The sequence below is a fragment of the Kitasatospora sp. NPDC092286 genome (genome assembly GCF_044755565.1).
Taxonomy (GTDB): Bacteria; Actinomycetota; Actinomycetes; order Streptomycetales; family Streptomycetaceae; genus Kitasatospora.
Genome location: NZ_JBIVRD010000013.1, coordinates 79,229 through 103,936 on the forward strand (window position 1 = coordinate 79,229; position 24,708 = coordinate 103,936).

Here is a 24,708-nt window from a genome sequence, read left to right on the forward strand (position 1 = left end):
CGGGCATTGTAGTGGGAGCGCCCAGTGGGGGAATGGGCGCGTGGGGGTTTTCCGGGTGCGGGGTGAGATTACTGACGGGTTTTGAGCGAACGGGCGGCGGGAAGCGGGTGCCGTCGCCGGACGGCACCCGCCGGGCGCTCAGTGCGCCTGCTGCCCGTCGCCCCCGGCGGAGGTGACCAGTTCGGTCAGGACGCCGCCGCAGTCCTTGGGGTGCAGGAAGGTGATCCGGGACCCCATCGAGCCGGTCCGGGGCTGCTCGTAGAGGACCCGGACGCCCTTGGCGCGGATCGCCTCGGAGTCCCCGTCGACGTCGGCGGTGCCGAAGGCGATGTGGTGGACGCCCTCGCCGTTCTTCTCCAGCCACTTGGCGACGGTGGAGTCGGGCCGGGTGGGCTCCAGCAGCTGGAGGTAGGAGGCGCCGCCGTCGCCGGTGTCGTTGATCTTGAGCATGGCCTCGCGGACCCCCTGCTCCTCGTTGACCTCGCTGTGGAACACCTCGAAGCCGTAGGTGGTGCGGTAGAACTCGACCGTCCGGTCGAGGTCGAAGCAGGCGATGCCGATGTGGTCGATACGGGTCAGCACGGCGACCTCCGGGTCTGGGCCGGCCGTCCGAGCGGGCGATCCGAGCGGGCGGCGGGGCGGGCGGCGGGACGGCAACAGTGCAGCGCATGCCGCTGGAACGCGCCAGTGCTCGGCGTGCGAGTCTGCTCACACGCCCGTGGTTCACCCGAACCGCGTTGACACGGTGTTGACTGGACAGTGCCAGTGCGCTCGATCACACCGTCGTTCCGGTGACGGGCGGGTAACAGGTCAGTACATTGAGCGGCATCCTCACCTGGCCACGACGTGCGAAGGGGCCCGTCCCATGACCAACACCACCTCTGTGATCGTTGCCGGTGCGCGGACCCCGATGGGTCGCCTGCTCGGTTCGCTCAAGGGCTTCTCCGGCGCCGACCTCGGCGGCTTCGCGATCAAGGCGGCCCTGGAGCGGGCCGGCATCACGGGTGAGCAGGTCCAGTACGTGATCATGGGCCAGGTGCTGCAGGCCGGCGCCGGCCAGATCCCGGCCCGTCAGGCCGCCGTCAAGGCGGGCATCCCGATGAACGTCCCGGCGCTCACCGTCAACAAGGTCTGCCTCTCCGGCCTGGACGCCATCGCGCTGGCCGACCAGCTGATCCGGGCCGGCGAGTTCGACATCGTGGTGGCCGGCGGCCAGGAGTCGATGACCAACGCCCCGCACCTGCTGCCGAAGTCCCGCGAGGGCTACAAGTACGGCGCGATCGAGCTGCTGGACGCGATGGCGTACGACGGGCTCACCGACGCCTACGAGAACATCCCGATGGGCGAGTCCACCGAGAAGCACAACACCCGCCTGGGCATCCCGCGCGAGGTCCAGGACGAGATCGCCGCCGCCTCGCACCAGCGGGCCGCCAAGGCGCAGCAGAACGGCGTCTTCGAGGCCGAGATCGTCCCGGTCGCCATCCCGCAGCGCAAGGGCGAGCCGGTCGTCTTCAGCCAGGACGAGGGCATCCGCGCCGACACCACGGTCGAGGGCCTGGCCCGGCTGCGCCCGGCCTTCGCCAAGGACGGCACGATCACCGCCGGCACCTCCTCGCAGATCTCGGACGGGGCCGCCGCCGTGGTCGTGATGAGCCGGGCCAAGGCCGAGGAGCTGGGCCTGAGCTGGATCGCCGAGATCGGCGCGCACGGCAATGTCGCGGGCCCGGACAACTCGCTGCAGTCGCAGCCGTCCAACGCGATCCGGCACGCGCTGGCCAAGGAGGGCCTGGAGGTCGCCGACCTCGACCTGATCGAGATCAACGAGGCCTTCGCCGCGGTCGCCCACCAGTCCATGAAGGACCTGGGCGTCTCCTCGGACATCGTCAACGTCAACGGCGGCGCGATCGCGCTCGGCCACCCGATCGGGATGTCCGGCGCCCGTGTGGTGCTGCACCTGGCGCTGGAGCTCCAGCGGCGCGGCGGCGGTGTCGGCGCGGCCGCGCTGTGCGGCGGTGGCGGCCAGGGCGACGCGCTGATCGTCAGGGTTCCGAAGGCCTGATCGTCCGACCTGCCTTCGGGGCCGCGGACCGCCAGGGGGGGTCCGCGGCCCCGATCCCGTGAGGAGCTGCCCGATGATCGATGTCGCGACGCTGGTCGAGCAGGCCCGGGAGGGCCGTCCGCGTGCGGTCGCCCGGCTGATCTCGCTGGTCGAGAACGGCGCGCCCCAGCTGCGCGAGGCGATGGCGGCGCTCGCCCCCTACACCGGGCAGGCGTACACGGTGGGGCTGACCGGCTCGCCCGGCGTGGGCAAGTCGACCTCGACCTCCGCCCTGGTCTCCGCCTACCGCCGGCTCGGCAAGCGGGTCGGGGTGCTGGCCGTGGACCCGTCCTCGCCGTTCTCCGGCGGCGCGCTGCTCGGCGACCGGGTCCGGATGCAGGAGCACGCCACCGACCCGGAGGTGTTCATCCGCTCGATGGCCACCCGCGGCCACCTCGGCGGGCTCTCCTGGACGGCCCCGCAGGCGCTGCGCGTGCTGGACGGGGCCGGCTGCGAGGTGATCCTGGTCGAGACCGTCGGCGTGGGCCAGTCCGAGGTGGAGATCGCCGCCCAGGCGGACACCACCGTGGTGCTGCTCGCCCCCGGCATGGGCGACGGCATCCAGGCCGCCAAGGCCGGGATCCTGGAGATCGGCGACGTCTTCGTGGTCAACAAGGCCGACCGGGACGGCGCCGACGCGACCGCCCGGGAGCTGAACCACATGCTCGGCCTCGGCGAGGCCCGGGAGGCGGGGGACTGGCGGCCGCCGATCGTGAAGACCGTCGCGGCCCGCGGCGAGGGTGTGGACGAGGTGGTCGAGGCGCTGGAGAAGCACCGGGCCTGGCTGGAGGAGCACGGCGAGCTGGCCGTGCGCCGTCGCCGCCGGGCGGCCGACGAGATCGAGGCGATCGCGCTGGCCGCGCTGCGGGCCCGGATCGGCGACCTGCGCGGCGACCGTCACCTGACCGCCCTGGCCGAGCGGGTGGTGGCCGGCGGGCTGGACCCGTACGGCGCCGCCGACGAACTGGTCGCCGGGCTGACCCAGAGCTGAGCCGGGGCCGGTTTCCGGGCCGGGACGCCGAAGGGCCCGGCCTCCCCGACGGGGGGAGGCCGGGCCCTCACCGATGGTCAGGCCCGTCCGCGCAGCCCGCGCAGGTGCTCGGCGACGGGTGCCAGCGCCTCGTACATCGCGTCCAGCTGCTCCGGGGTGAAGCGGTCGATGAAGTGCGCCCGGACGCTGCGCACGTGGTCCGGGGCGACCTTCTGCATGGTCTCCCAGCCCTGCTCGGTGAGGTGGGCGTAGAGGCCGCGGCGGTCGCCCGGGCACTCCTGGCGGAGTACCAGGCCGGCCGTCTCCATCCGGGTGATCTGGTGCGAGAGCCGGCTCTTGGACTGGAGGGTCGCGGTCGCCAGGTCGGTCATCCGCATCCGGCGCTCCGGTGCCTCGGAGAGCACGACCAGGATCTCGTAGTCGTTGATCGCCAGGTTGTGCGGCTGGAGTTCACGGCCGAGCTGGTAGTCCAGCAGTCTGGAGACCTCCAGATGCGCGCGCCAGAGTTGCTGCTCCCGGGCCGTCAGCCAGGGCGTCTCCTCCCCGGGTGGCGAGGGGGAGACGTCCGCGGCGTCGATCGTGTGCGCATCCATGGGGACAGCATACCCCATTTAGTTAAATCTTGTACAAATTTACAGGCCGAAACGTCGCCCGAGATCGCCCAGGTTACCGAGGCCGGGCACGCCCCCGCCGTGGCCCTGTCCGGGCTGGGGCGGAACCCCGCCCATCGGCACGCCCGCCTCGACGTGCACGTCCCCCACCGCGCGCTCGGCCAGCAGGATCTCGGTGGACTGCAGCAGCACCTGGCCGGCGCCGATGAACTCGAACTGGTGCTCCTCGCCGGACGCTCCGCCCAGCCCGGTGAGGCGGCGGAGCCCGCCGATCACCCCGTGCATGTAGTCGTGGTCGTAGTGGTGGCACGGCGCCGGGCAGTCCGCCCAGCCGACCAGCGCCTGCGGGTCCACCCGGATCGGCGGTTCGACGAAGTGCACCGGGCCGTTGGAGGCCGCGACGAACTTGCCGGTGCCGATCAGGGTCAGAAAGCCCGGGATGATCGACTGCTTGAGCCGCAGCGTGGGCTCGTAGGCCAGCAGGTTGCCCGAGCGGACGGTCAGGTTGCCGTCCTCCAGGTCGTAGGAGTTGAGGTCGAAGGCGCGGTCGGCCAGCAGCAGCCTGCCGCGGCCCTCGGCGACCACCCAGTCCGCCGCGTGCATCGGCGAGTTGAAGTGCTGGCCGATCATCCGGTCGAGCACGCCGGAGCCGACGCCCTTGAAGGAGATGTCGCCGTAGTAGGCGATCATCTTGCCCTTCTGGAGGAAGTACGCCCCGTTCAGGTCCACCGAGAAGGCGTACGGGTTGACGTTGTCGTTGACCGGCAGGCTGTGCGCGTCGTACACCACCGGGCCGGAGCCGCTCTGCGCCGTCGGCAGCGGGGCCTGGGCGCCGCCGAACTGCTCCTGGGCGTACTGCTGCTGCGGCTGGGCGGGGTAGCCCTGCGGCGGGGGCGGCGGGTAGCCGCCCTGCTGCGGGTGGCCCTGCGGCGGCGGGGGCGGGTACCCGGGCCCCGGCGGCGGGCCGTAGCCGGGCGGCGGGGGCGCCGGATAGCCGGGCTGGGTGGGCTGGTCGTACGGCGGCTGCTGGCCGTACGGGCTGTTCGGCTGGCCGTACGGGGGCGGCGGCGGGTAGGACATCAGAGCTTCTCCTCGCTCGCCTGCACGAACACCGTGCCGTTCCCGGACAGCTCCAGCTGGAACGCCTCGCCGGAGCCGCGCCCGATCATGTCGCGCCAACCCAGCGCGGTGGACAGCTTGTTCTGGACCTGGCCGCGGTGCGCGACATAGGCCTGGGGGTCGACGTGCACCGGCTGGTTCGGGGTGATCGGCAGCTCGAACACACCGCCGTGGGCCATCACCGCCACCGAGCCGTGGCCGTCCAGCTTGGTGGTGAACAGGCCCTGGCCGGTGACCTGGCCGCGGACCATCCCCATCACACCGCCCTGCGAGCCCATGAACATGGTGGACTGCTGCAGCGAGCCGTCGAAGGCCAGCAGCCGGTCCGCCTCCACGAAGAGGGTGTCGCCGGCCAGCTCGATCACGTGCACATGGTGGCCGCCGTGGCCGAACATCACGGTGCCCTGGCCCTCGACCGTCATCAACGGGGTGTCCTCGTTGGCCACCCGGCGGCCGATCATCGACATCACCCCGCCCTGCCCGCCGGTGATGTTCGGGGTGAAGCGGACCTCGCCGGTGTACGCGAGCATCGCGCCGCGCTGGCTGAACAGCCGCTGCCCGGGGACGACCCGGGCCTCGACCATCTTGTTGTTGACCTTCGTGAACGGCATCAGACGTCACCCCCGATGGTGGCCTTCTCCGACGGCTGCACGTACACCAGGCCCTCGCCGGTGAACTCCACCTGGACGGCCTCGCCACCGCCCTCGCCGATGAAGGTGCTCCAGCCGGCGCCCGACTTCAGGCTCCGGTGCAGGCTGCCGGTGTGCGCCACGTACGCCCCCGGGTCCACCCGCAGCGGCATGCCCTGGGAGACCCGCAGGATGACCGCCGGCCCCTTGGAGGTGACGGCGGCCCAGCCGTGGCCCTCGACCTTGGTGGTGAACAGGCCGTTGCCCGAGGACATGCCGTTGAGACCGGTGAAGCTGGTGCCGGTCTTCAGCGTGGCCTCGGTGCAGAGCAGGTTGTCCGACTCGACGTAGAGCGTCTCGCCGTTCAGCCGGACCAGGTTGATCTCGGTGGCCTTGTCGGCGAAGTAGCAGGTGCCCTTCCCCTTCACCTCCATGACCGTCATCTGCTCGCCGGTCAGCCGTCGGGTCACCATGCCGCGCAGGCCGTCGCCGCCGCCGGTGAGCTTTTTGAAGTTCATCTGGCCGCTGTACGCGACCATCGAGCCATTTCTGGCTTTCACGGCGTCGCCCGTCATGTCGACGGCGAGCACCTTGGACCCCTGGAGTCGAAACTGTGCCACGGCCGCAATCTAGCGGGACCGGGCGCCCTCGGGGGAGGGGCGGGGAGGTTCTGGTACGGGCCTGGGACAAATTCGCAGCTCAGGCCGGGGCGGGCGGCGGACGCGCGCGCGGTCCCGGCCGGCGGCGATCCGGACGGTCCTGTGACATCGGGCACGTGTCCGGCCCCCGGGGTCGTCCAGGCGGGTGGGTCGGTGATAATGGGTGACGGCTTGTGAGCCCGTTCACAAGCACTGTGCGCATGCCCGGCTCCCGAACCGCGCACTCCGCCGCCCCCGCCCCGGTGAGGAACCGAACGTGAAGAGCAACGCCGCCGTCCACCGACTGCGCCTGGTCTCCGGCCCCGAAGGGGTCTCCTTCATCCTGCTGCTGGTCTGCTCGGTGCTCAAGCGCACCACCAGCTTCGACGGTGTCCCGGTGATGGGCTCGATCCACGGGGCCCTGTTCATCCTGTACGCGGTCTTCTGGATCATGGCCTGGCAGGCGCAGAAGTGGGACCTCAAGCGCGGTGTCCTGCTCTTCGTCCTCTCGGTGCTGCCCACCGGCGGCTTCTTCGCCGAGCGGATGCTCGCCAAGGAGGAGCGCGGCGAGCACCCGGCCGCCGCCGAGCGCGAGCCCGCCGCCGCGTGACCCGCTGACCGCCCGCCGCCCGCCGCGCGCGGACCGGTAACGGCCGACAGGCTGCCGAGGCCCCCCTCTCCCAGTGGGCCGCGGCAGCCTGTCGCCGTTTCCGGAGGTGGCTGGTGAGGTGCTAGTTGACGTTCACCGCGCTCCAGGCCGCGGCCACCGCGTTGTACTGGGGGCTGCCGAGGCCGTAGAGGTCCGCCGCCGCGCTCAGGGTGCCGGTGCGGGCGGCCTTGTAGTTGGTGGTGGAGGTGAAGTAGACGGTCAGCGCGCGGTACCAGATCGCGGCGGCCTTGTCCCGGCCGATGCCGGTGACGGTCGAGCCGTTGGAGGTCGGGCTGTTGTAGCTGACGCCGTTGATGGTCTTGGCGCCGCTGCCCTCGGCCAGCAGGTAGAAGAAGTGGTTGGCCACGCCCGAGGAGTAGTGGACGTCCACGTTGCCGACCCCGGAGTACCAGGAGTCCTTGGACGCGCCGTCCTTGGAGGGCTTGTCCATGTAGCGCAGCGGGGTGCCGTTGCCGTTGATGTTGAGCTTCTCGCCGATCAGGTAGTCCGGCACGTCCACCGGCAGGTTGGCGTACCACTCGACCATGGTGCCGAGGATGTCCGAGGTGGCCTCGTTGAGGCCGCCGGACTCGCCGGAGTAGATCAGCCCGGCGGTGGCCGAGGTGACGCCGTGGGTCATCTCGTGGCCGGACACGTCGATCGCGGTCAGCGGGTGGGTGTTGCCGGAGCCGTCCCCGTACGTCATGCAGAAGCAGGAGTCGTCCCAGAAGGCGTTGACGTAGTTGCTGCCGTAGTGCACCCGGCTGCTCGCGCCGACGCCGTTGTTCTTGATGCCGTTGCGGCCGAAGGTGTTCTTGTAGTAGTCCCAGGTGGCACCCGCGCCGAACTGGGCGTCCACCGCGGCGGACTGCGTGTTGGAGGGCAGGCCGTTGCCCCAGGCGTTGGTGGTGCTGGTGTAGAGCGCGTTCCCGTTGGCGGCGTTGCCGGTCCACTGGTTGCCGCGGGAGGCGTCCTTCAGCTGGTACGTCGAGCCGCTCTGGGTGGTGGTCAGCGTGACGGAGCCGACGTTGACGCCCTTGCCGGTCCCGGTCGCGGTCTGGATCTCCTCGTGCGCGGCGAGCACCGCGCCGGTGGCCGCGTCGGTGATCAGCCGCTGGCGGCTCGGCGTGCCGTCGGCCCGCAGGCCCTCGACCACGGTCTGGTAGGCGAGCCGCGGGCTGCCGTCGGCGGCCCAGACCACCAGGGTGGCCGCGCCGGCGCCGTCGACCCGGCTGATCGCCGCGTCCTCCTTGTCGGCCGCGATGCCGACGGTGGCCCGCACCGCGCCGGTCGCCTGGGTGGCGGCCGTGGCGGCGGAGAGCTTCGGGGTCAGGCTCGGCAGCGACAGCTGCCCGGCGAACGCCCGGTCCACCGAGGCTATCGAGCCGTTGGCCCGCTGGTGCACCACCAGGTCGCCGCCGATCACCTGGAGGCCGCCCAGGGTCCGCTCGTAGCGCAGGTGGCGGGTGCCGTTGGCGTCCACCACGGCGTCCTTGACGACCAGTTGCTCCTGGCCGCCGAGCGCGAGCGCCTTGGCCACCGGGCCGGTCTGCCCGCCCGCCAGGGCGATCAGCGCGTCGCGCTGCTGCGCCACCGAGGGGGTGGCGGCCTGGGCGGGAGCGGCGGCGACCTGGATGGCGCCGGCCAGCAGGGCGGTGGCGGAGAGTACGGCTCCGGCTGTCAGCTTTCGCTTCACGTACGGGGTCCCTTCCACGAAACCGCGTGTGCGCGGTCACGCCGCATACCGGGGCGCCGGGGTTGGCGCCGTGGGGCGGTAGGGCGCTGACGTGCTGCTCCCGTGCGGTTCTTGACGGCCGGTCGATGGGATGGGTGGGGGCGACGGCCGCCCAACGGGGCTTGGGCAGAAGCATGACAATGCAGGGGGTGAAAGGACAGGGCGCCTCCGGCGATTGGCCAGGTCTCGCCAGCGGGCGGTGCGGATGGTTCGGCAGGGGTGAATGCCCCGTTATCGGGCGGTTCGTCGGGCTGGCGGGATCCCGCCAGCGGCCACCCTTGCCGGTCCGGGCACCCGCTGCTACCGCGCGCCCGTTCCCCTCGGGGGCCGCCGCCACCGCGCCGGCGCCGAGACGCCCGGGGCCTCGTGGGCCCCGGGCGCCGTTCGCCCGGGCGTCAGTTGACGTTGACGCCGCTCCACGCGGCCGCCACCGCGTTGTACTCGGCGCTGCCCGCGCCGTAGAGGTCCGCCGCCGCGCTCAGGGTGCCGGTGCGGGCGGCCTTGTAGTTGGTGGTGGAGGTGAAGTAGACGGTCAGTGCGCGGTACCAGATCGCGGCGGCCTTGTCCCGGCCGATGCCGGTGACGGTCGAGCCGTTGGAGGTCGGGCTGTTGTAGCTGACGCCGTTGATGGTCTTGGCGCCGCTGCCCTCGGCCAGCAGGTAGAAGAAGTGGTTGGCCACGCCCGAGGAGTAGTGGACGTCCAGGCTGCCCACGCCGGAGGACCAGGAGTCGGCCGAGCCGCCGTCCTTGGAGGGCTTGTCCATGTAGCGCAGCGGGGTGCCGTTGTCGTTGAGGTCGATCTTCTCGCCGATCAGGTAGTCCGGCTTGTCGGAGGGCAGGTCGGCGTACCACTCGACCATGGTGCCGAAGATGTCCGAGGTGGCCTCGTTGAGGCCGCCGGACTCGCCCGAGTAGTTGAGGCCCGCGGTGGCCGAGGTGACGCCGTGGGTCATCTCGTGGCCGGCCACGTCCAGCGCGGTCAGCGGGTGGGTGTTGCCCACGCCGTCCCCGTACGTCATGCAGAAGCAGCTGTCGCTCCAGAACGCGTTGACGTAGTTCTTGCCGTAGTGGACCCGGCTGGTGGCGCCGACGCCGTTGTTCTTGATGCCGTTGCGGCCGAAGGTGTTCTTGTAGTAGTCCCAGGTGGCCGCCGCGCCGAACTGGGCGTCCACCGCGGCCGACTGGCCGTTGGCGACGGTGCCGTCGCCCCAGACGTTGTCGGCGTCGGTGTACAGGGTGCCGGAGCCGGAGGTGCGGCCCTTGAGGTCGCTGGTGGACTGGCCGCCGCGGGAGGCGTCCTTCAGCTGGTACGCCGAGCCGCTCTGGGTGGTGGTCAGCGGGACGTTGCCGACGAAGACGCCGGTGCCGGTGCCGCCGGCGGTCTGCACCTGCTCGTGGGTGGAGAGCACCTCGCCGGTGGCGGCGTCGGTGACCAGTTGCCGGCTGCTCGGGGTGCCGTCGGCGTGCAGGCCCTCGACCACGGTCTGGTAGGCCAGTCGCGGGTTGCCGTCGGCGGCCCAGACGACCAGCCTGGCGGCGCCGGTCCGGTGCACCTCCGTGAGCGGCGAGTCGTCCTTGTCGGCGGCGATGCCGACGGTGGCCTGCACCGCGCCGGCGGCCTGGGCGGCGGCCTTGTCGGCGGAGAGCTTCGGGGTGAGGCTGGGCACGCTGATCCGCGCGGTGACGGCCTTGTCCACCGACTTCAGCGCGCCGTCGGTGCCCTGGTGCACCACCAGGTCGCCGCCGAGGACGGGCAGGCCGGCGAAGGTGCGCTCGAAGCGGAGGTGCCGGGTGCCGTCCGGGTCCACCACCGCGTCCTTGGCGACCAGTTGCTCCTGGCCGCCCAGGGCGAGCGCCTTCGCCAGCGGTCCGGCCTGGCCGCCGGCCAGCGCGATCGCGGCGGCGTGCTGCTGCGCGGCCCGGGCCTGCGCGGTGGGCGTCGGACTGGCCTGGGCGATGCCGGTGCCGACCTGGATGACACCGGTGAGGAGGGCGGCGGCGGAGAGTACGGCGCCGACTGCGAGCTTTCGCTTCACGTACAGGTCCTTCCGGAGATACCGCGGGTGCGGGCGCGCCTCGTCCCGGGGTGCCGGGGTTGGCACCTGAGGGGCGGAACGGGCGCTGACGTGCTGCTCCGTGCGGTCGAGCGGCGGGCACCGGTGAGTGGGGCGGTGCCCGCCGGACGGGGCTGGGCGAAAGCATGACAATCCAACAAGTGAAATGACAGGTCTCGATCATCGATTGGCCAGGTCTCGCCAGTCCGGCGGATCGCCAACAGCGGGGCGAAACGGTCAAAACACCCGGCCGTTCGGTGGGTTACCGCCCGAACCGAGGCCTGATACCGGGCCGCGCGCCCGATCGGCGGCCGGCCGACGGCCGGTGCGGGCGGATTGGCGGGGGTTCACGCTCCCGCAATGTCCTGGTATGTACCTGTGGCCCCGGCTGGCGTGATCCCGCCACGCGTCACACTTGTCCACCATCAGGACGCCTGGTACCACCCGTCCCGCCCGCCGGTACGGTAAGGACGTGGCCAAGCCCCTCGCACTCGACTTCGACCCGATCGCCCGCGCCGACGAGCTGTGGACCCGCCGCTGGGGCGGAGTCCCCTCGATGGCGGCGATCACCTCGATCATGCGGGCGCACCAGATCCTGCTCTCCCGGGTGGACGCGGTGCTCAAGCCGTACGGGCTGACCTTCGCCCGCTACGAGGCGCTGGTGCTGCTCACCTTCAGCCGGACCGGCGAGCTCTCGCTCTCCAAGATCGGCGAGCGGCTGATGGTCCACCCGACCAGCGTCACCAACACCGTCGACCGGCTGGAGCGGGCCGGCCTGGTCGCCCGCCGGCCCAACCCGCTGGACGGTCGCGGCGTGCTCGCCGCCATCACCGACCGCGGCCGTGAGGTGGTCGAGGAGGCCACCCGGGAGCTGATGGCGATGGAGTTCGGCCTGGAGGAGTACGGCGCCGACCAGTGCCGCCAGGTGTTCGAACTGCTCCGCCCGCTGCGGGTGGCCGCGGGCGACTTCACCGGGCCGGACGCGGAGGCGGCGCGGTAGGAGCGGTGGAAGGCGCCCGGGGGCTGCGCGGCGGTACCCGTGAGGGCGGCTACCCTCGTTGGAGCGGTGCGCGGATCGGGGCGTACCGGCCGATCCTGCCGAGTGAGGCGATGAGAAGTATGAAGGCGACCCCCCTGCTGGGCTGGTACCGGGCCCTGGCCATTGCGACCGGTGTTGCGCTGCTGGTGTTCTGCGGCTTCATGGTCGCGAAGTACGGCTTCGACACGGCCGAGTCCGTCACCACCTATGTGGCGATGCTGCACGGCTACCTCTACATCGGGTACTTCGTGGTCACCTTCCTGCTCGGCCAGAAGCTCAAGTGGCCGCTGGGTCGGATGATCTTCACCCTGGCGGCCGGCTGCATTCCGTTCGCCTCCTTCGTCGCCGAGCGCCGTGTGGTGCGCGACGCCGTCGAGCGGCTGCCCGCCGGTGAGGCCCGCCAGCCGGCCGGCGTCTGACCGTACGCGTTCCCGAGGGCGCCTCTCCCGATCATGGGGAGGCGCCCTCGCGCATGTCCGGGGCGTGGCGTGGGCATCCTCCGACCCGTCGCCATCGACAAGTACTAGGACGTCCGAGTAAATTGGTAGGACGTCCTCATAGTTGTGCCGCCCCGGTACCGTGGCGGCCGTACGGAGCGGAGTTCGGGTCCATGGACGCCGAGGAGATCGAGCGCGGCCGGCAGCGCTGGCAGCAGCGGTACGACAGTGCCCGCAAGCGGGACGCGGACTTCACCACCCTCTCCGGTGACGAGGTCGAGCCGGTCTACGGCCCGCCCGCCGGGCAGGCCTACGAGGGCTTCGAGCGGATCGGCTGGCCGGGTGAGTACCCGTACACCCGGGGCCTGCACCCCACCGGCTACCGCGGGCGGACGTGGACGATCCGCCAGTTCGCCGGCTTCGGCAACGCCCGGCAGACCAACGAGCGCTACCGGATGATCCTGGAGGCGGGCGGCGGTGGCCTCTCGGTCGCCTTCGACATGCCCACCCTGATGGGCTACGACTCGGACGACGCCAAGTCGCTCGGCGAGGTCGGCCACTGCGGCGTGGCCATCGACTCGGCCGCCGACATGGAGGTGCTGTTCCAGGGCATCCCGCTGGGCGAGGTCACCACCTCGATGACGATCAGCGGCCCGGCCGTGCCGATCTTCTGCATGTACCTGGTCGCCGCCGAGCGCCAGGGGGTCGACCCGGCGGTGCTCAACGGCACCCTGCAGACCGACATCTTCAAGGAGTACATCGCCCAGAAGGAGTGGCTCTTCGCCCCCGAGCCGCACCTGCGCCTGATCGGCGACCTGATGGCGTACTGCGCCCGGGGCATCCCGGCGTACAAGCCGCTCTCCGTCTCCGGCTACCACATCCGCGAGGCCGGGGCCACGGCCGCGCAGGAGCTGGCGTACACCCTGGCGGACGGCTTCGCCTACGTCGAGCTGGGCCTCTCCCGCGGCCTGGACGTCGACGTCTTCGCCCCCGGCCTCTCCTTCTTCTTCGACGCGCACCTGGACTTCTTCGAGGAGATCGCCAAGTTCCGCGCGGCTCGCCGGATCTGGGCCCGCTGGATGCGCGACCGCTTCGGCGCGAAGACGGACAAGGCGCAGTGGCTGCGCTTCCACACCCAGACCGCCGGCGTCTCGCTCACCGCGCAGCAGCCGTACAACAACGTGGTCCGCACCGCCGTGGAGGCGCTGTCGGCCGTGCTCGGCGGCACCAACTCGCTGCACACCAACGCCCTGGACGAGACCCTGGCGCTGCCCTCCGAGCAGGCCGCCGAGATCGCCCTGCGCACCCAGCAGGTGCTGATGGAGGAGACCGGCGTCGCCAACGTGGCCGACCCGCTGGGCGGTTCCTGGTACGTCGAGGCGCTCACCGACCGGATCGAGGAGCAGGCCGAGGCGATCTTCCAGCGGATCCTCGACAAGGGCCGCGAGGACCACGGGATCGGGCCGATCACCTCCGGCATCCTGCGCGGGATCGAGGAGGGCTGGTTCACCGGGGAGATCGCCGAGGCGGCCTTCCAGTACCAGCAGGGGGTGGAGAAGGGCGAGAAGCGGGTGGTCGGTGTCAACTGCCATCCGCGCAGCGTCACCCCCGAGCTGGAGATCCTGCGGGTCAGCCACGAGGTGGAGCGCGAGCAGGTGCGGGTGCTGGCCGAGCGCAAGGCGGGCCGGGACGACGCGGCGGTACGGGCCGGGCTGGACGCGATGCTGGCGGCGGCGCGCTCGGGCGCGTCGATGATCCCGCCGATGCTGGACGCGGTGCGGGCCGAGGCCACCCTGGGCGAGATCTGCAACGCGCTGCGCGAGGAGTGGGGCACCTACCGGGAGTCCGCCTCCTTCTGACCCCGTCGGCGTCCGGAGCCGTCCCGCACGGGCGTGCGGGGCGGCTCCGCGCGTTCACGCGGCCGGCAGGCTGGGGAAGGGGCCGAGCAGCAGGCTGGTGAAGCGGCGGGTCCAGTCGGCGGTGATCGGCTCGCCGCTGACCAGGACGCGGTGCTCGACCGTCCCCGCGATGGTGTCGAAGATGATGTCGATCTCCTCGCAGGCCGCCGTCGGATCGCCGTCCGGGGCGAGTTCGCCGCGCGCCTGGGCGGCCGCCCGGCCCTGCCGGACCAGGTGCTTCTGCGGGTCGACGATCGCCTCCCGGATCCGCCGGCGCAGCTGCGGGTCGCGGGTGCCCTCGGCGAACAGCGCGAGCAGCGCCGCCTGGGTCTCGGGGCGGGCCAGCAGGTCCGCGAACTGGACCACCACGGCCTCGATGTCGGCCCGCAGGCTGCCCAGGTCGGGCATGACCAGCTCGTCGAAGAGGCTGGCCACGGCGTCCACCACCAGCTCGTTCTTGGACGGCCAGCGCCGGTACAGGGTGGTCTTGGCGACCTTGGCGCGGGTGGCGACGTGGCCCATGGTCAGTCCGCCCCAGCCGAGTTCGGCCAGGGTCTCGCGGGTGGCGTCCAGGATCGCCAGATCGGCGGCGGCGCTGCGCGGGCGCCCCTTGGCTCTGGTCGCGGCGCCGTCGGGGCTCCCCGGGGCCTCCCGGGCCGCCGCGGCTGCTGGGGGGTGCTCCCGGACTGCCGGGTGCTCCGGGGTCAAGGGGGGCTGGGCGGCCGACACCGGGCCTCCTTGCGATCTACTGGTAAGTAACTTGGGTGGGGCTGGTAACGGTAGCGACTGTTCGCCGTCCGGGGCAGCCGGGGTGCCGGGGAAAGTGGGGCAGCTCACGTCCCGGGATGGCCGACGGGGCTTGCGGCGGGGGCCCTCGATCCAGTTACGCTACGGCTCGTAGCGAAAGCAGTGACAACCAGGCGCCGCGACCCGTGGGACGGGAGCGGCGCGGGTGCGGGTGGGGATCCGCGCCGAACGGTTCAGGCTACCTGGTACGGGGCCGCCCGTCAGGGAACGGAAGCCGCGCAGCCCGCGCGGAGGGATTTCCCGGCGGTTGGTGCCCGTCGGCGGTGCGGACGGGGGAGGATGGTGCCATGCAGCCACGGAATTCGCGTCCCAACAGCTCCGCCCTGCGCGGTGCGGTCGACCTCGCCGCAGTGAAGGCAGCCGGCGAGGCTGCCCAGAAGGCCGAGCAGGCCAGGGCCGAGCGGGCCCGTCAGGCGGCCGCCGCCGAAGCGGCCGGAGTCGCCCCGGCCCCGCTTGCCTACGAGCTCGTCATCGATGTCACCGAGGACACCTTCGAGGCCGAGGTCGTCCAGCGCTCCACCGAGGTTCCGGTCGTCATCGACTTCTGGGCCGAGTGGTGCGGGCCCTGCAAGCAGCTCAGCCCGATCCTGGAGCGCCTGGCCGAGGAGTACGCCGGCCGGATCGTGCTCGCCAAGATCGACGTGGAGGCCAGCCCGCAGCTCTCCCAGCAGTTCGGCATCCAGGGCATTCCGGCCGTGATGGCCGTCGTGGCCGGGCAGTTGGTGCCGCTGTTCCAGGGGGCCGAGAGCGAGGCCAACGTCCGCAAGGTGCTGGACCAGCTGATCCTGGTCGCCGAGCAGCGCTTCGGCGTGGCCGGCGGCGCGGCGGTGCCCGGCGCGGTCCCCGGCGAGGCCGCCGCCCCGTACCTGCCGGAGGACCCGGCGCTGGCCGCCGCCCACGAGGCGCTGGACCGGGGTGACCTCGGCGGTGCCGTCCAGGCCTACCGGAACGTCCTGGTCGACCAGCCGGGCAACACCGAGGCCAAGCTCGGGCTGGCCCAGGCGGAACTGCTGCGCCGGGTGGAGCGGCTCAACCCGCAGGACGTCCGCGCGGCGGCCGCGGCCGACCCGAAGAACGTCGCGGCGCAGCTGGACGCGGCCGACCTGGACCTGGTGGGCGGACACGTCGAGGACGCCTTCGGGCGCCTGGTGGACACCGTCGGCCGGACCTTCGGCGACGACCGGGACACCGCCCGGGTGCGGCTGCTGGAGCTGTTCGAGGTGATCGGCACGACGGACCCACGGGTGACGGCGGCGCGTACCGCGCTGGCCCGCGTCCTGTTCTGACGGCCCTTCCGACCCCGCTCTGACGCGCCCTCGCCGGCACGCCGAATGACCTGCGGTGTCGCTGGCGATTTGGCGACAATCCGGTCATCGCGTCAGAGGTTTACCAAATCTTGACAACACCCGTGGACGGTCACTTCAGGTGACCGTCCACGGGTGTTTCGCTGGCGTTTCCGGGGGATTTGGCCGTTACGAATTCTTCAAGAGGTCACGCAGAGTGTTCAGGTGGCCAATGTCATGATCATTACCGCCCGATGTTGGATTACCCGTCAGTAATGAACCCCTTGTGCTTCGCCCGGGATTCCAGCACGATCGGCGACGCCCGGTCCCAGACTCCACCCCCTCCGACAGCCGGTCGGCGGGCGGAGCGCGGGATCCCCACCGGGTGAGCCGTCGGCCATGGCCGACGGCAGGGAGGGCAGGGGGGTATCCGCGGTCCCACGGCGGTTCCTGTCCTTCGTCCGGCCGCGCGGCCCGCGCGGTCGCTGGTTGTCGCTCGGGGGTGATCGCCGATGTCGTCGGCCCTGCCCGCCGCCTCGCAAGGGCGGCCGGCGAAGGGACGGGAGTGCCGCCGTGTGCCGGCCGCTCCCGGGTCCGACGACGCCTGCGGCGCTCTTCGCTACCGAGGACGTAGCTCTCTCCCATCCCAGGCCCCCCGCGGTGCGGGACGCACCGCCGGTGAGCCGGAGATGTACGTCCTAGAAGGAGGACTCGCATGTCCCAGACCTACGGCAAGACCCGTTGGAAGCGCTTCGCCCTGGTGATGGTGCCCAGTCTCGCGGCCACCGCCGCGGTCGGCGTCAGCCTGGCGAACAACGCGCTCGCCGCTTCGTTCAGCGTCTCCGGCCAGCAGTTCAAGGTCACCGCGGAGGAGCTGCACGGCCAGAACTTCGCGCAGTTCGGTTCGATCGACGCCGAGGTCAACGGCACCCCGCACCCGATCGCGGTGTCGGCCTTCGACTCGGCCACGATCAAGGGCCTCTGCCAGTCGGTGGTGACCGACCCGAACATCATCCCGGGCCTGCCGTGGAAGCTGCCGAAGATCACCTTGCGTCTTGAGGCCGGCCAGAGCGACGACCCGGCGCGGCAGGTTTCCGCGAAGAACCTGCTGATCGACCTGGACTCACTCAACGCCGACGCCGAGTTCACCAACATCAACATCGGTCAGGACGCCTCCACCCTGAAGGGCCAGGCGACCGCGGGCTGGAAGTCGGCGCTCGGCACCGGCAAGCCCTCCGGCGGGGTCGGCTTCGCCCAGGCCGCCGAGAAGGCCGACCTGACCAACGTGCAGCAGACCGCCTGGGCCACCTCGGCCGGCACCTTCAAGCTCCAGGGCCTGAAGCTCGCGCTGCACACCGACGGCGGGCACGAGTGCTACTGAGGCGTGTCTGACACGCCCTGGCCGCCGACCGGTGGCGGGCGCTGTGCCCGGCGCCGGTCGGCGGCATCGGGGGACCGGGGATGGTGCGCGCGCCGCCCCCGGTCCTCCCCGTCCCGTTCCCTCCCTCGTTCACACCATCGAGGAGCTGCACCGTGTCCAGCGCCCTTGCCGAGCTGCGGCCCGCCGAGCACGAGCACCCCGCCCAGTGGCTGCGCCGGGTGTTCCGCAACTTCCGCCGGTCCCGCCCGTTCTACGGCGGCCTGCTGGCCATGATCGCCGGCGTGCCGATCATGTACTTCCCGTACGCCAAGCTGTCGTTGAGCGGGATGACGATGACCATGGCGACCACGGCGGGAGCCGGGTCCCTGATCATCGGGGTCCTGCTGATCGTGCTCGGGCTGACCGCCTGGTTCCAGCCGGCCATCCGGGTCTTCGCGGGGGTCGCCACCACCCTGCTCGTGCTGGTCTCGATCCCGGTCTCCAACCTGTCCGGCTTCGGTACGGCGCTGCTTCCGGGCCTGATCGGCGGCGGGCTGATGTTGGCCTGGGCGCCGCTGCCGCTGCCGGAGCCGGAGGCCGAGGCGGCCGTCGCCGAGACCGCCATGGCGCAGAGCACCGCCGCCGAGAGTGCCACCGCGCCGCTCCCGGCCGTCCCCGCGCAGGCCGCGCCGCCGGCCCCGGACGCGGCCCCGGCCCAGTCCGTCGAGGGCACCGTCCCGTCGCGGACCGGTGACGCCGAGGAGGGGCGGTGACCGAGCCGCAGGAGCAGCCGGAACAGCGCTCGGCACGGCACGCGGCGCCCCGGACGCCCGCCCGGGTCCGGCTGAGAGGCCGTGCGCTGGCGATGGCCGCGGTGCCGACCGCGTTGCTGATGGCCGCCGCCTACACGCCGAGCCCGGCCGTCGCCGAGCCCTCGGGCGGCAAGCCGTGCGCCACCGCGCCGGAGAGCGTCCCGGACGTCGCGCCGGTGGAGGAGACGCCCGTCCCCAAGAGCGAGCTGCCCGAGCCGCCGGGCCCGTCCGCGACGCCCACCGGAGCGCCGACGACGGCTCCGACGACCGTGCCGACGCAGGTGCCGACGACCGCTCCCTCGACCGCTCCCACGGCGCCGGCCCCGACCGACACCCCGACCGACACCCCGACCGCCGCCGGCGGCGCCGGTACCGCCGCCCCGGCCGGGCTCGTCGACGACCTCCTCGGCGGAGTCACCCACCTGGCCGACCCGGGCGGTTCGCCCGGTCCGACGGCGGGTGCCACCGCCACGCCACCGGCCTCCGGCCCGAGCGCCACGACCGCCCCGACCGCCGCCGCCCGCGCGGCGGACCCGGTCCAGCCCCCGCAGCCGCCGGCCTCGTCCACGCCCACCGCCGACGGCGGCCCGACCGCCGCGCCGTCGTCCACGCCGTCGTCCACGACTTCGCCGCAGGCCTCGTCCGGCCCGAAGGCGCCCGGCGGCGGCAAGGCGAGCCCCAGGACGGCGCCGTCCGCCGCCCCGTCCGCCGCCTCCGGCTCGCCGAGCGCCAACCCCAACTGCGCGGTGGACGCCCGCGGTCTGACGGCCGGCGCGGCCGCGCCCGGGCACGTCGTCCCGGAGCAGAACTGGACCCTGCGGTCCAGCCGGCTGGGCCTGCACGGCGCGGTCTTCCACGGCGTCTACGACGTGAAGACGCCCACCGGCACCAAGCGGGTGCTGAAGTTCGTGGTCGACACCGTGGACATCGAGAACCTCGACATGTCGACGCTGGAGGGCAACGGCAAGACCTTCCACGTCAAGAGCGCCGACGGTTCGACCTCGACCATGCGCAAGGGCGCGGTCACCATGTACGTGGAGCGGCTCTCCGGCCACCTCTCGAAGGTGCTCGGCCTCCCGCTGCCGATCGACCTGGGCGAGCTCACCCTCACCCCGGACACCCTGCCGCGCTGGCTCTACGACCTGATCGGATCCGTCCCGGTCCCGCTGGACCTGGAGCTGACCGGCGTCACCGCCAAGCAGGCCGGCCAGTTCGGCGGCACGCTCCGGATCCCGGGCATGCGGCTGTACAACGACGACGAGCCCTACAGCAACACCTGACAACGCCCGTGGGGCGGCCCCTCCACAGTGGAGGAGCCGCCCCACGGGGCGTTCTGCGGACCGGGTGTCACTCGCTCCGGGTGCCCAGGTGGTGCACCTGGACCATGTTGGTGTTGCCGGGGATGCCGGGCGGCGAGCCGGCGGTGACGATGACGGTGTCGCCCTCGCCCAGCTGGCCCATGCTCAGCAGCTCGCGGTCGACCTGCGCGACCATCTCGTCGGTGGTCTCGACCTGCTCGGTGACGTGCGCCTCGACGCCCCAGCTCAGCGAGAGCTGGTTGCGGGTGGCGTTGTCCGGGGTGAACGCGATCACCGGGATCGGCGAGCGGTACCGGGAGAGCCGGCGCGCGGTGTCACCGGACTTGGTGAACGCGATCAGCGCCTTGCCGTTGAGGAAGTCGCCCAGCTCGCACGCGGCGCGGGCGATCGAGCCGCCCTGGGTGCGCGGCTTGCGGCCCGGGTTCAGCGGCTGGAGGCCGTGCGAGAGCAGCTCCTCCTCGGCCTTCTCGGCGATCCGGCTCATGGTGCGGACGGTCTCGACCGGGTACTTGCCGACGCTCGACTCGGCGGACAGCATGACCGCGTCGGTGCCGTCCAGGATGGCGTTGGCGACGTCGGAGACCTCGGCGCGGGTCGGGCGCGAGGCGTGGATCATCGACTCCATCATCTGGGTGGCGACGATGACCGGCTTGGCGTTCCGGCGGGCCAGGGTGATCAGCTGCTTCTGGACCAGCGGCACCCGCTCCAGCGGGTACTCGACGGCCAGGTCGCCACGGGCCACCATGATGGCGTCGAAGGCGAGGACGATCTCCTCCATGGCCTCGACGGCCTGCGGCTTCTCGATCTTGGCGATGACCGGCACGCGGATGCCGACCTCGTCCATGACCTCGTGGACGTCCTTGATGTCGTCCGCGTTGCGGACGAAGGAGAGCGCGACCATGTCGACGCCCAGCCGCAGCGCGAAGCGCAGGTCGTCCTTGTCCTTCTCGGACAGGGCCGGCACGTTCACGGCCGCGCCGGGGAGGTTGATGCCCTTGTTGTTCGAGAGCACGCCGCCCTCGACGACCACGGTCTTCACCCGCGGGCCGTCGACGCTGACGACCTCCAGGGCGATGACGCCGTCGTTGATCAGGATCGGGTCGCCGGCCTTGACGTCGCCCGGCAGGCCCTTGTAGGTGGTACCGCAGATGTGCTGGTCACCGGGGACGTCCTCGGTGGTGATGGTGAACTCGTCGCCGTTGTCGACGGTCACCGGACCGTTGGCGAAGGTCGCCAGACGGATCTTGGGACCCTGGAGGTCGGCAAGGACGCCGATGGCCTTGCCGGTGTCCTCCGAGACCTGGCGGACCTTGTGGTACCGCTCCTCGTGGTCCGCGTGGGTGCCGTGGCTCATGTTCAGTCGGGCGACGTTCATGCCCGCCTCGACGATGGCCTTCAGCTGTTCGTAGGAGTCCGTCGCCGGACCCAGGGTGCAGACAATTTTCGCTCGGCGCATATGGATCAGTCTATCCGTTCGTGTTATAGGTGCATTCGGCACGAATCGTGAGGAATCGCCGACGAAGGATTCCGGGAGCCGAGACGACGGCGTGTCATTCCCCGGACTGCCGGTGTACCAGGGCGAACGCCTGTCGGGCGATCTCCAGCTCCTCGTCGGTGGGCACCACCGCGACCGCCACCCGCGCGTACGGGGGCGAGATGATCCGGGCCTCACCGGAGCGCACCGAGTTGAGCTCGGGGTCCACCGCGATGCCCAGTTCGTCCAGTCCGGCCGTGGCCGCCGCGCGCACCGGCGCCGCGTTCTCGCCGACGCCCGCCGTGAAGGCGATCGCGTCCACCCGGCCGAGCACCGCGTAGTAGCCGCCGATGTACTTGCGCAGCCGGTGGATGTAGGCGTCGAAGGCGAGCCCGGCGTCCGCGTCGCCCTCCTCCGCCCGGCGCATGATCTCGCGCATGTCGTTGTCGCCGCACAGGCCGAGCAGGCCGCTGCGGCGGTTGAGCAGGTCGTCGATCTCGTCGATGGAGAGCCCGCCGACCCGGTGCAGGTGGAACACCACGCCCGCGTCGATGTCGCCCGAGCGGGTGCCCATCACCAGGCCCTCCAGCGGGGTCAGGCCCATCGAGGTGTCCAGGCAGCGCCCGCCGCCGACCGCCGAGGCGGAGGCGCCGTTGCCCAGGTGCAGCACGATCACGTTCACCTCGGCCGGGTCCTTGCCGAGCAGCCGGGCGGTGGCCCGCGAGACGTACTGGTGGGAGGTGCCGTGGAAGCCGTAGCGGCGCACCCGGTGCTCGTCCGCGACCGCCTTGTCCACCGCGTACCGGGCCGCGTACTCCGGCATCGAGGCGTGGAAGGCGGTGTCGAAGACGGCGACCTGGGGCAGGTCCGGGCGCAGGGCACGGGCCACCTCGATGCCGGTGATGTTCGCCGGGTTGTGCAGCGGCGCCACCGGGATCAGCCGGCGGATCTCCTTGAGCACGTCGTCGGTGATCACCGTCGGCTCGGTGAACCGCAGTCCGCCGTGCACCACCCGGTGGCCGATCGCGGCCAGCTGGGGGGAGTCCAGTCCGAGGCCGTCGGCGGCGAGCTCCTCGGCGACGGCCTTCAGCCCGGCGTCGTGGTCGGGGAAGACCTGGAGGGTCTCCCGCCGCTGGCCGGAGCGCGGGGTGTGCACCAGCCGGCCGTTCGCCTCGCCGATCCGCTCGACCAGTCCGGAGGCCAGCCGGGCGCCGTCGAGCATGTCGATCAGCTGGTACTTCACCGACGAGGAGCCGGCGTTCAGGACGAGGACACGGGTGCCGCCACTCATGCCTGGGCTCCTTCGGTGCGGCCCTGTGCCTGGATCGCGGTGATCGCGACCGTATTGACGATGTCCTGGATCAGGGCGCCGCGCGAGAGGTCGTTGACGGGCTTGCGCAGCCCCTGGAGGACGGGGCCGACCGCCACCGCGCCGGCCGAGCGCTGGACCGCCTTGTAGGTGTTGTTGCCGGTGTTGAGGTCCGGGAAGATCAGCACGGTGGCCCGGCCGGCCACCGAGGAGCCCGGCAGCTTGGTGGCCGCGACATGGGCGTCCACCGCCGCGTCGTACTGGATCGGGCCCTCGACCAGGATGTCCGGGCGCAGCTCGCGGACCAGTTCGGTGGCCTTGCGGACCTTGTCCACGTCGGCGCCCGAGCCGGAGGTGCCGGTGGAGTAGGAGAGCATCGCGACCCGCGGCTCGACGCCGAACTGGGCGGCGGTGGCGGCGGACTGGATGGCGATGTCGGCCAGCTGCTGGGCGTCCGGGTCGGGGTTGACCGCGCAGTCGCCGTAGACCAGCACCTTGTCGGCCAGGCACATGAAGAAGACCGAGGAGACGATCGCGGCGCCCGGCGAGGTCTTGATCACCTCGAAGGCGGGCCGGATGGTGGCGGCGGTGGAGTGCACCGCGCCGGAGACCATGCCGTCGGCGATGCCCTCCTGGACCATCAGGGTGCCGAAGTAGCTCACGTCCGTGACGACGTCCAGCGCCAGCTCGACGGTCATCCCCTTGTGGGCGCGCAGCCTGGCGTACAGCTCGGCGAACTGCCGGCGCAGCGGGCTGGTGGCCGGGTCGACGATCCGCACCTGGACGCGGTCGGCGGCCGGGTCTCCCCCCGGCTGCGGGAGGGTGATGCCGAGGCTCGCGGCCTTGCGGCGGACGGCGTCGGTCTCGCCGAGCAGGGTGAGGTCGCAGATGTTGCGGCGGAGCAGGATCTCGGCCGCGCGCAGCACCCGCTCCTCGGTGCCCTCGGGCAGCACCACGTGCCGGCGGGCGGACCGGGCGCGCTCCAGCAGCTCGTGCTCGAACATCATCGGGGTGACCCGCTCGGACCGGCCGACCTCGATCCGGTTGGTCAACTCGGCGGTGTCCACGTGCAGTTCGAAGAGGCCGAGGGCGATCTCGGCCTTTCGCGGGCTGGCCGCGGAGAGCTTGCCCTCCAGGTGGGTGAGGGCGGCGGCGGTGATCCAGCTGCCCTCGGGGACGACCGCGACCGGGGTGCCGGGGGCGAGCCGGGCGGCCAGTGCCATGACGTTCGGGCCGGGGTGCTGGCCGAGCGTCAGCATGACGCCGGCGATCGGCGGGGCACCGGCGGCGTGTGCGGCCAGCGAGCCGATCAGCAGGTCGGCGCGGTCCCCGGGGGTGACCACCAGGGCGCCCTCGGTCAGTGCGTCCAGGAAGGTCGGCAGCATGGCGCCGCCGAAGACGAACCCGCGGACGTCCCGGGCCAGGCCGGCCGCGTCGCCGGTCAGGACGTCGGCGCCGGTGGCCTCGATCAGCTGGGCGACGGTCGGCGCGGCCAGCGCCGGCTCCTCAGGGATGACGTAGGCGGGGATCGGCAGCTTCTCGGTGAGCGTGCGCTGGATCCGCTGCTTGGCGCCGGGGGCGACCCGGTTGGCGATCATCGCCAGGGTCGCGCAGCCGAGGTCGGTGTACGCGCGGTGGGCGTTGCGGACCTCGGCGATCACGGCCTCGGCGTCCTCGGCGTGGCCGCCGACCACCGGGAGGACGGCGGCGCCGAACTCGTTGGCGAGCCGGGCGTTGAAGGCCAGCTCGTCCGGGATGTTGGTGTCGGCGAAGTCGGTGCCGAGCACCAGCACCGCCTGGCAGTGCCGTTCCAGCGCCCGGAACCGGTCGACCAGGGTGGAGACCAGCTCGTCCTGGCCGTGGGTGGCCTGGAACGCGGCGGCCTCCTCGTAGGTGAGGCCGTACAGCTCGGCGGAGGGCAGGTCGAGCCGGTAGCGGGTGCGCAGCAGCTCCACGACGTGGTCGGAGCCGGATTCGCCGGGGGCGGGCGCGTGGACGAGCGGCCGGAACACCCCGACCCGGTCCACCTGGCGGGTGAGCAGTTCCATGACCCCGAGTTCGACCGCCTGGCGGCCGTCCCCCCGGTCGATACCGGTCACGTACACGCTGCGCGCCACGTGGGTGTCTCCGTCCCGTCGTCCCATGCCGTCGTCACCAGTGACCATACCTTCGCATTTAGGACAGGTGTACGCATGCGCGTGAAGCCGAAGGAGGCAAGGGACGGAGGTCCCTTCCGGGGCTGTCGTGTGGTCCCGCGACCCGTCGCCGCGCCACGTCGCCGGCACCGTCCACCGGGAGGAGCTCGCCGAGTTCATCACCTGTGACCAGGAGCCGGCCAGGGCCGCGGCCGATCTCGGCTTCCCGGTGGCGGCTCCGGTGTGACGGAACGCCCCGCCCGGGGCGGGCCCGGGCCGGCCGGTACGGGACGCAACGGTCCGGCACCGGC

The 24,708-nt window shown here is 72.0% G+C and carries 22 protein-coding genes; 11 read left to right on the forward strand and 11 right to left on the reverse strand.

The genetic code is table 11. The annotated features are described in order from the left end of the window. Positions 1-138: 138 nt before the first annotated feature. On the reverse strand, positions 139-582 hold the full coding sequence (gene mce / locus ACIQIB_RS15760; RefSeq protein ID WP_363604842.1) for a methylmalonyl-CoA epimerase: 444 nt from the start codon (positions 580-582) through the stop codon (positions 139-141). 283 nt (positions 583-865) lie between these two features. Here mce and ACIQIB_RS15765 point away from each other — a divergent pair, with 283 nt between their 5' ends. Then, complete coding sequence (locus tag ACIQIB_RS15765) at positions 866-2,059, forward strand: acetyl-CoA C-acetyltransferase (protein WP_400654642.1); 1,194 nt, start codon at positions 866-868, stop codon at positions 2,057-2,059. A gap of 73 nt (positions 2,060-2,132) precedes the next feature. Next, positions 2,133-3,089 (forward strand): methylmalonyl Co-A mutase-associated GTPase MeaB, encoded by a 957-nt coding sequence (gene meaB, locus ACIQIB_RS15770; protein WP_363604844.1) that lies wholly within the window; start codon positions 2,133-2,135, stop codon positions 3,087-3,089. A 77-nt stretch (positions 3,090-3,166) separates the two neighbouring features. Here the strand turns inward: meaB and ACIQIB_RS15775 are convergent, their stop codons facing one another. From ACIQIB_RS15775 to ACIQIB_RS15790, 4 genes are all read right to left on the reverse strand, one after another. Further along, positions 3,167-3,682 (reverse strand): MarR family transcriptional regulator, encoded by a 516-nt coding sequence (locus tag ACIQIB_RS15775; RefSeq protein ID WP_363604845.1) that lies wholly within the window; start codon positions 3,680-3,682, stop codon positions 3,167-3,169. A gap of 39 nt (positions 3,683-3,721) precedes the next feature. Then, positions 3,722-4,519 carry an AIM24 family protein gene (locus ACIQIB_RS15780; protein ID WP_400758485.1) on the reverse strand — a complete coding sequence of 266 codons (798 nt, stop codon included), beginning with the start codon at positions 4,517-4,519 and terminating at the stop codon, positions 3,722-3,724. A 260-nt stretch (positions 4,520-4,779) separates the two neighbouring features. Further along, positions 4,780-5,430, reverse strand: a complete 651-nt coding sequence (locus ACIQIB_RS15785; protein WP_363604847.1) for an AIM24 family protein — start codon at positions 5,428-5,430, stop codon at positions 4,780-4,782. Beyond that, on the reverse strand, positions 5,430-6,068 hold the full coding sequence (locus tag ACIQIB_RS15790) for an AIM24 family protein (protein ID WP_363604848.1): 639 nt from the start codon (positions 6,066-6,068) through the stop codon (positions 5,430-5,432). Before ACIQIB_RS15790 ends, ACIQIB_RS15785 begins: the two co-directional genes overlap by 1 nt. A 295-nt stretch (positions 6,069-6,363) precedes the next feature. Between ACIQIB_RS15790 and ACIQIB_RS15795 the strand changes: the two genes are divergently transcribed. Then, positions 6,364-6,696: a DUF3817 domain-containing protein gene (locus ACIQIB_RS15795; protein WP_400758405.1), complete on the forward strand. Its 333-nt coding sequence runs from the start codon at positions 6,364-6,366 to the stop codon at positions 6,694-6,696. A gap of 121 nt (positions 6,697-6,817) precedes the next feature. Here ACIQIB_RS15795 and ACIQIB_RS15800 read toward each other — a convergent pair whose 3' ends face one another. Beyond that, the gene (locus ACIQIB_RS15800) at positions 6,818-8,431 is read right to left on the reverse strand and encodes a M4 family metallopeptidase (protein ID WP_400654646.1); all 1,614 of its coding nucleotides are present in this window, start codon (positions 8,429-8,431) and stop codon (positions 6,818-6,820) included. 434 nt (positions 8,432-8,865) lie between these two features. After that, on the reverse strand, positions 8,866-10,506 hold the full coding sequence (locus ACIQIB_RS15805) for a M4 family metallopeptidase (RefSeq protein WP_400758407.1): 1,641 nt from the start codon (positions 10,504-10,506) through the stop codon (positions 8,866-8,868). A gap of 490 nt (positions 10,507-10,996) precedes the next feature. Here ACIQIB_RS15805 and ACIQIB_RS15810 point away from each other — a divergent pair, with 490 nt between their 5' ends. The 3 genes from ACIQIB_RS15810 to ACIQIB_RS15820 all read left to right on the forward strand — a co-directional run bounded on the left by ACIQIB_RS15810 (position 10,997) and on the right by ACIQIB_RS15820 (position 13,859). Beyond that, a complete protein-coding gene (locus ACIQIB_RS15810) occupies positions 10,997-11,524 on the forward strand; it encodes a MarR family transcriptional regulator (RefSeq protein WP_363604854.1) in 528 nt (175 codons plus the stop codon). Between the two features lie 119 nt (positions 11,525-11,643). After that, a complete protein-coding gene (locus ACIQIB_RS15815; RefSeq protein WP_363604855.1) occupies positions 11,644-11,982 on the forward strand; it encodes a DUF3817 domain-containing protein in 339 nt (112 codons plus the stop codon). Positions 11,983-12,173: 191 nt separating this feature from the next. Beyond that, positions 12,174-13,859, forward strand: coding sequence for a methylmalonyl-CoA mutase (locus tag ACIQIB_RS15820; RefSeq protein ID WP_400654651.1), 1,686 nt, complete (start codon positions 12,174-12,176; stop codon positions 13,857-13,859). Positions 13,860-13,913: 54 nt separating this feature from the next. On the opposite strand, the gene ACIQIB_RS15825 is transcribed toward ACIQIB_RS15820, so the two are convergent. Then, on the reverse strand, positions 13,914-14,480 hold the full coding sequence (locus ACIQIB_RS15825) for a TetR/AcrR family transcriptional regulator (RefSeq protein WP_400654779.1): 567 nt from the start codon (positions 14,478-14,480) through the stop codon (positions 13,914-13,916). Positions 14,481-14,992: 512 nt separating this feature from the next. Between ACIQIB_RS15825 and ACIQIB_RS15830 the strand changes: the two genes are divergently transcribed. The 4 genes from ACIQIB_RS15830 (at position 14,993) to ACIQIB_RS15845 (ending at position 19,440) form a co-directional block, all read left to right on the forward strand. Further along, positions 14,993-15,991 (forward strand): tetratricopeptide repeat protein, encoded by a 999-nt coding sequence (locus tag ACIQIB_RS15830; RefSeq protein ID WP_363604857.1) that lies wholly within the window; start codon positions 14,993-14,995, stop codon positions 15,989-15,991. 712 nt (positions 15,992-16,703) lie between these two features. After that, complete coding sequence (locus ACIQIB_RS15835) at positions 16,704-17,369, forward strand: DUF6230 family protein (protein ID WP_363604858.1); 666 nt, start codon at positions 16,704-16,706, stop codon at positions 17,367-17,369. A 152-nt stretch (positions 17,370-17,521) separates the two neighbouring features. Then, complete coding sequence (locus tag ACIQIB_RS15840; protein WP_400758409.1) at positions 17,522-18,121, forward strand: DUF6114 domain-containing protein; 600 nt, start codon at positions 17,522-17,524, stop codon at positions 18,119-18,121. Then, positions 18,118-19,440, forward strand: coding sequence for a hypothetical protein (locus ACIQIB_RS15845; protein ID WP_400758411.1), 1,323 nt, complete (start codon positions 18,118-18,120; stop codon positions 19,438-19,440). The genes ACIQIB_RS15840 and ACIQIB_RS15845 overlap by 4 nt, the downstream gene beginning before the upstream one ends. A 67-nt stretch (positions 19,441-19,507) precedes the next feature. Here the strand turns inward: ACIQIB_RS15845 and pyk are convergent, their stop codons facing one another. The 3 genes from pyk to pta all read right to left on the reverse strand — a co-directional run bounded on the left by pyk (position 19,508) and on the right by pta (position 24,379). Further along, the gene (pyk, locus tag ACIQIB_RS15850) at positions 19,508-20,935 is read right to left on the reverse strand and encodes a pyruvate kinase (protein WP_363604861.1); all 1,428 of its coding nucleotides are present in this window, start codon (positions 20,933-20,935) and stop codon (positions 19,508-19,510) included. A gap of 94 nt (positions 20,936-21,029) precedes the next feature. Beyond that, positions 21,030-22,244: an acetate kinase gene (locus ACIQIB_RS15855; protein ID WP_363604862.1), complete on the reverse strand. Its 1,215-nt coding sequence runs from the start codon at positions 22,242-22,244 to the stop codon at positions 21,030-21,032. Beyond that, on the reverse strand, positions 22,241-24,379 hold the full coding sequence (pta, locus tag ACIQIB_RS15860; protein ID WP_400758413.1) for a phosphate acetyltransferase: 2,139 nt from the start codon (positions 24,377-24,379) through the stop codon (positions 22,241-22,243). Before pta ends, ACIQIB_RS15855 begins: the two co-directional genes overlap by 4 nt. A gap of 127 nt (positions 24,380-24,506) precedes the next feature. Here pta and ACIQIB_RS15865 point away from each other — a divergent pair, with 127 nt between their 5' ends. After that, positions 24,507-24,644, forward strand: coding sequence for a hypothetical protein (locus ACIQIB_RS15865; RefSeq protein ID WP_400654662.1), 138 nt, complete (start codon positions 24,507-24,509; stop codon positions 24,642-24,644). Positions 24,645-24,708: the final 64 nt, after the last annotated feature.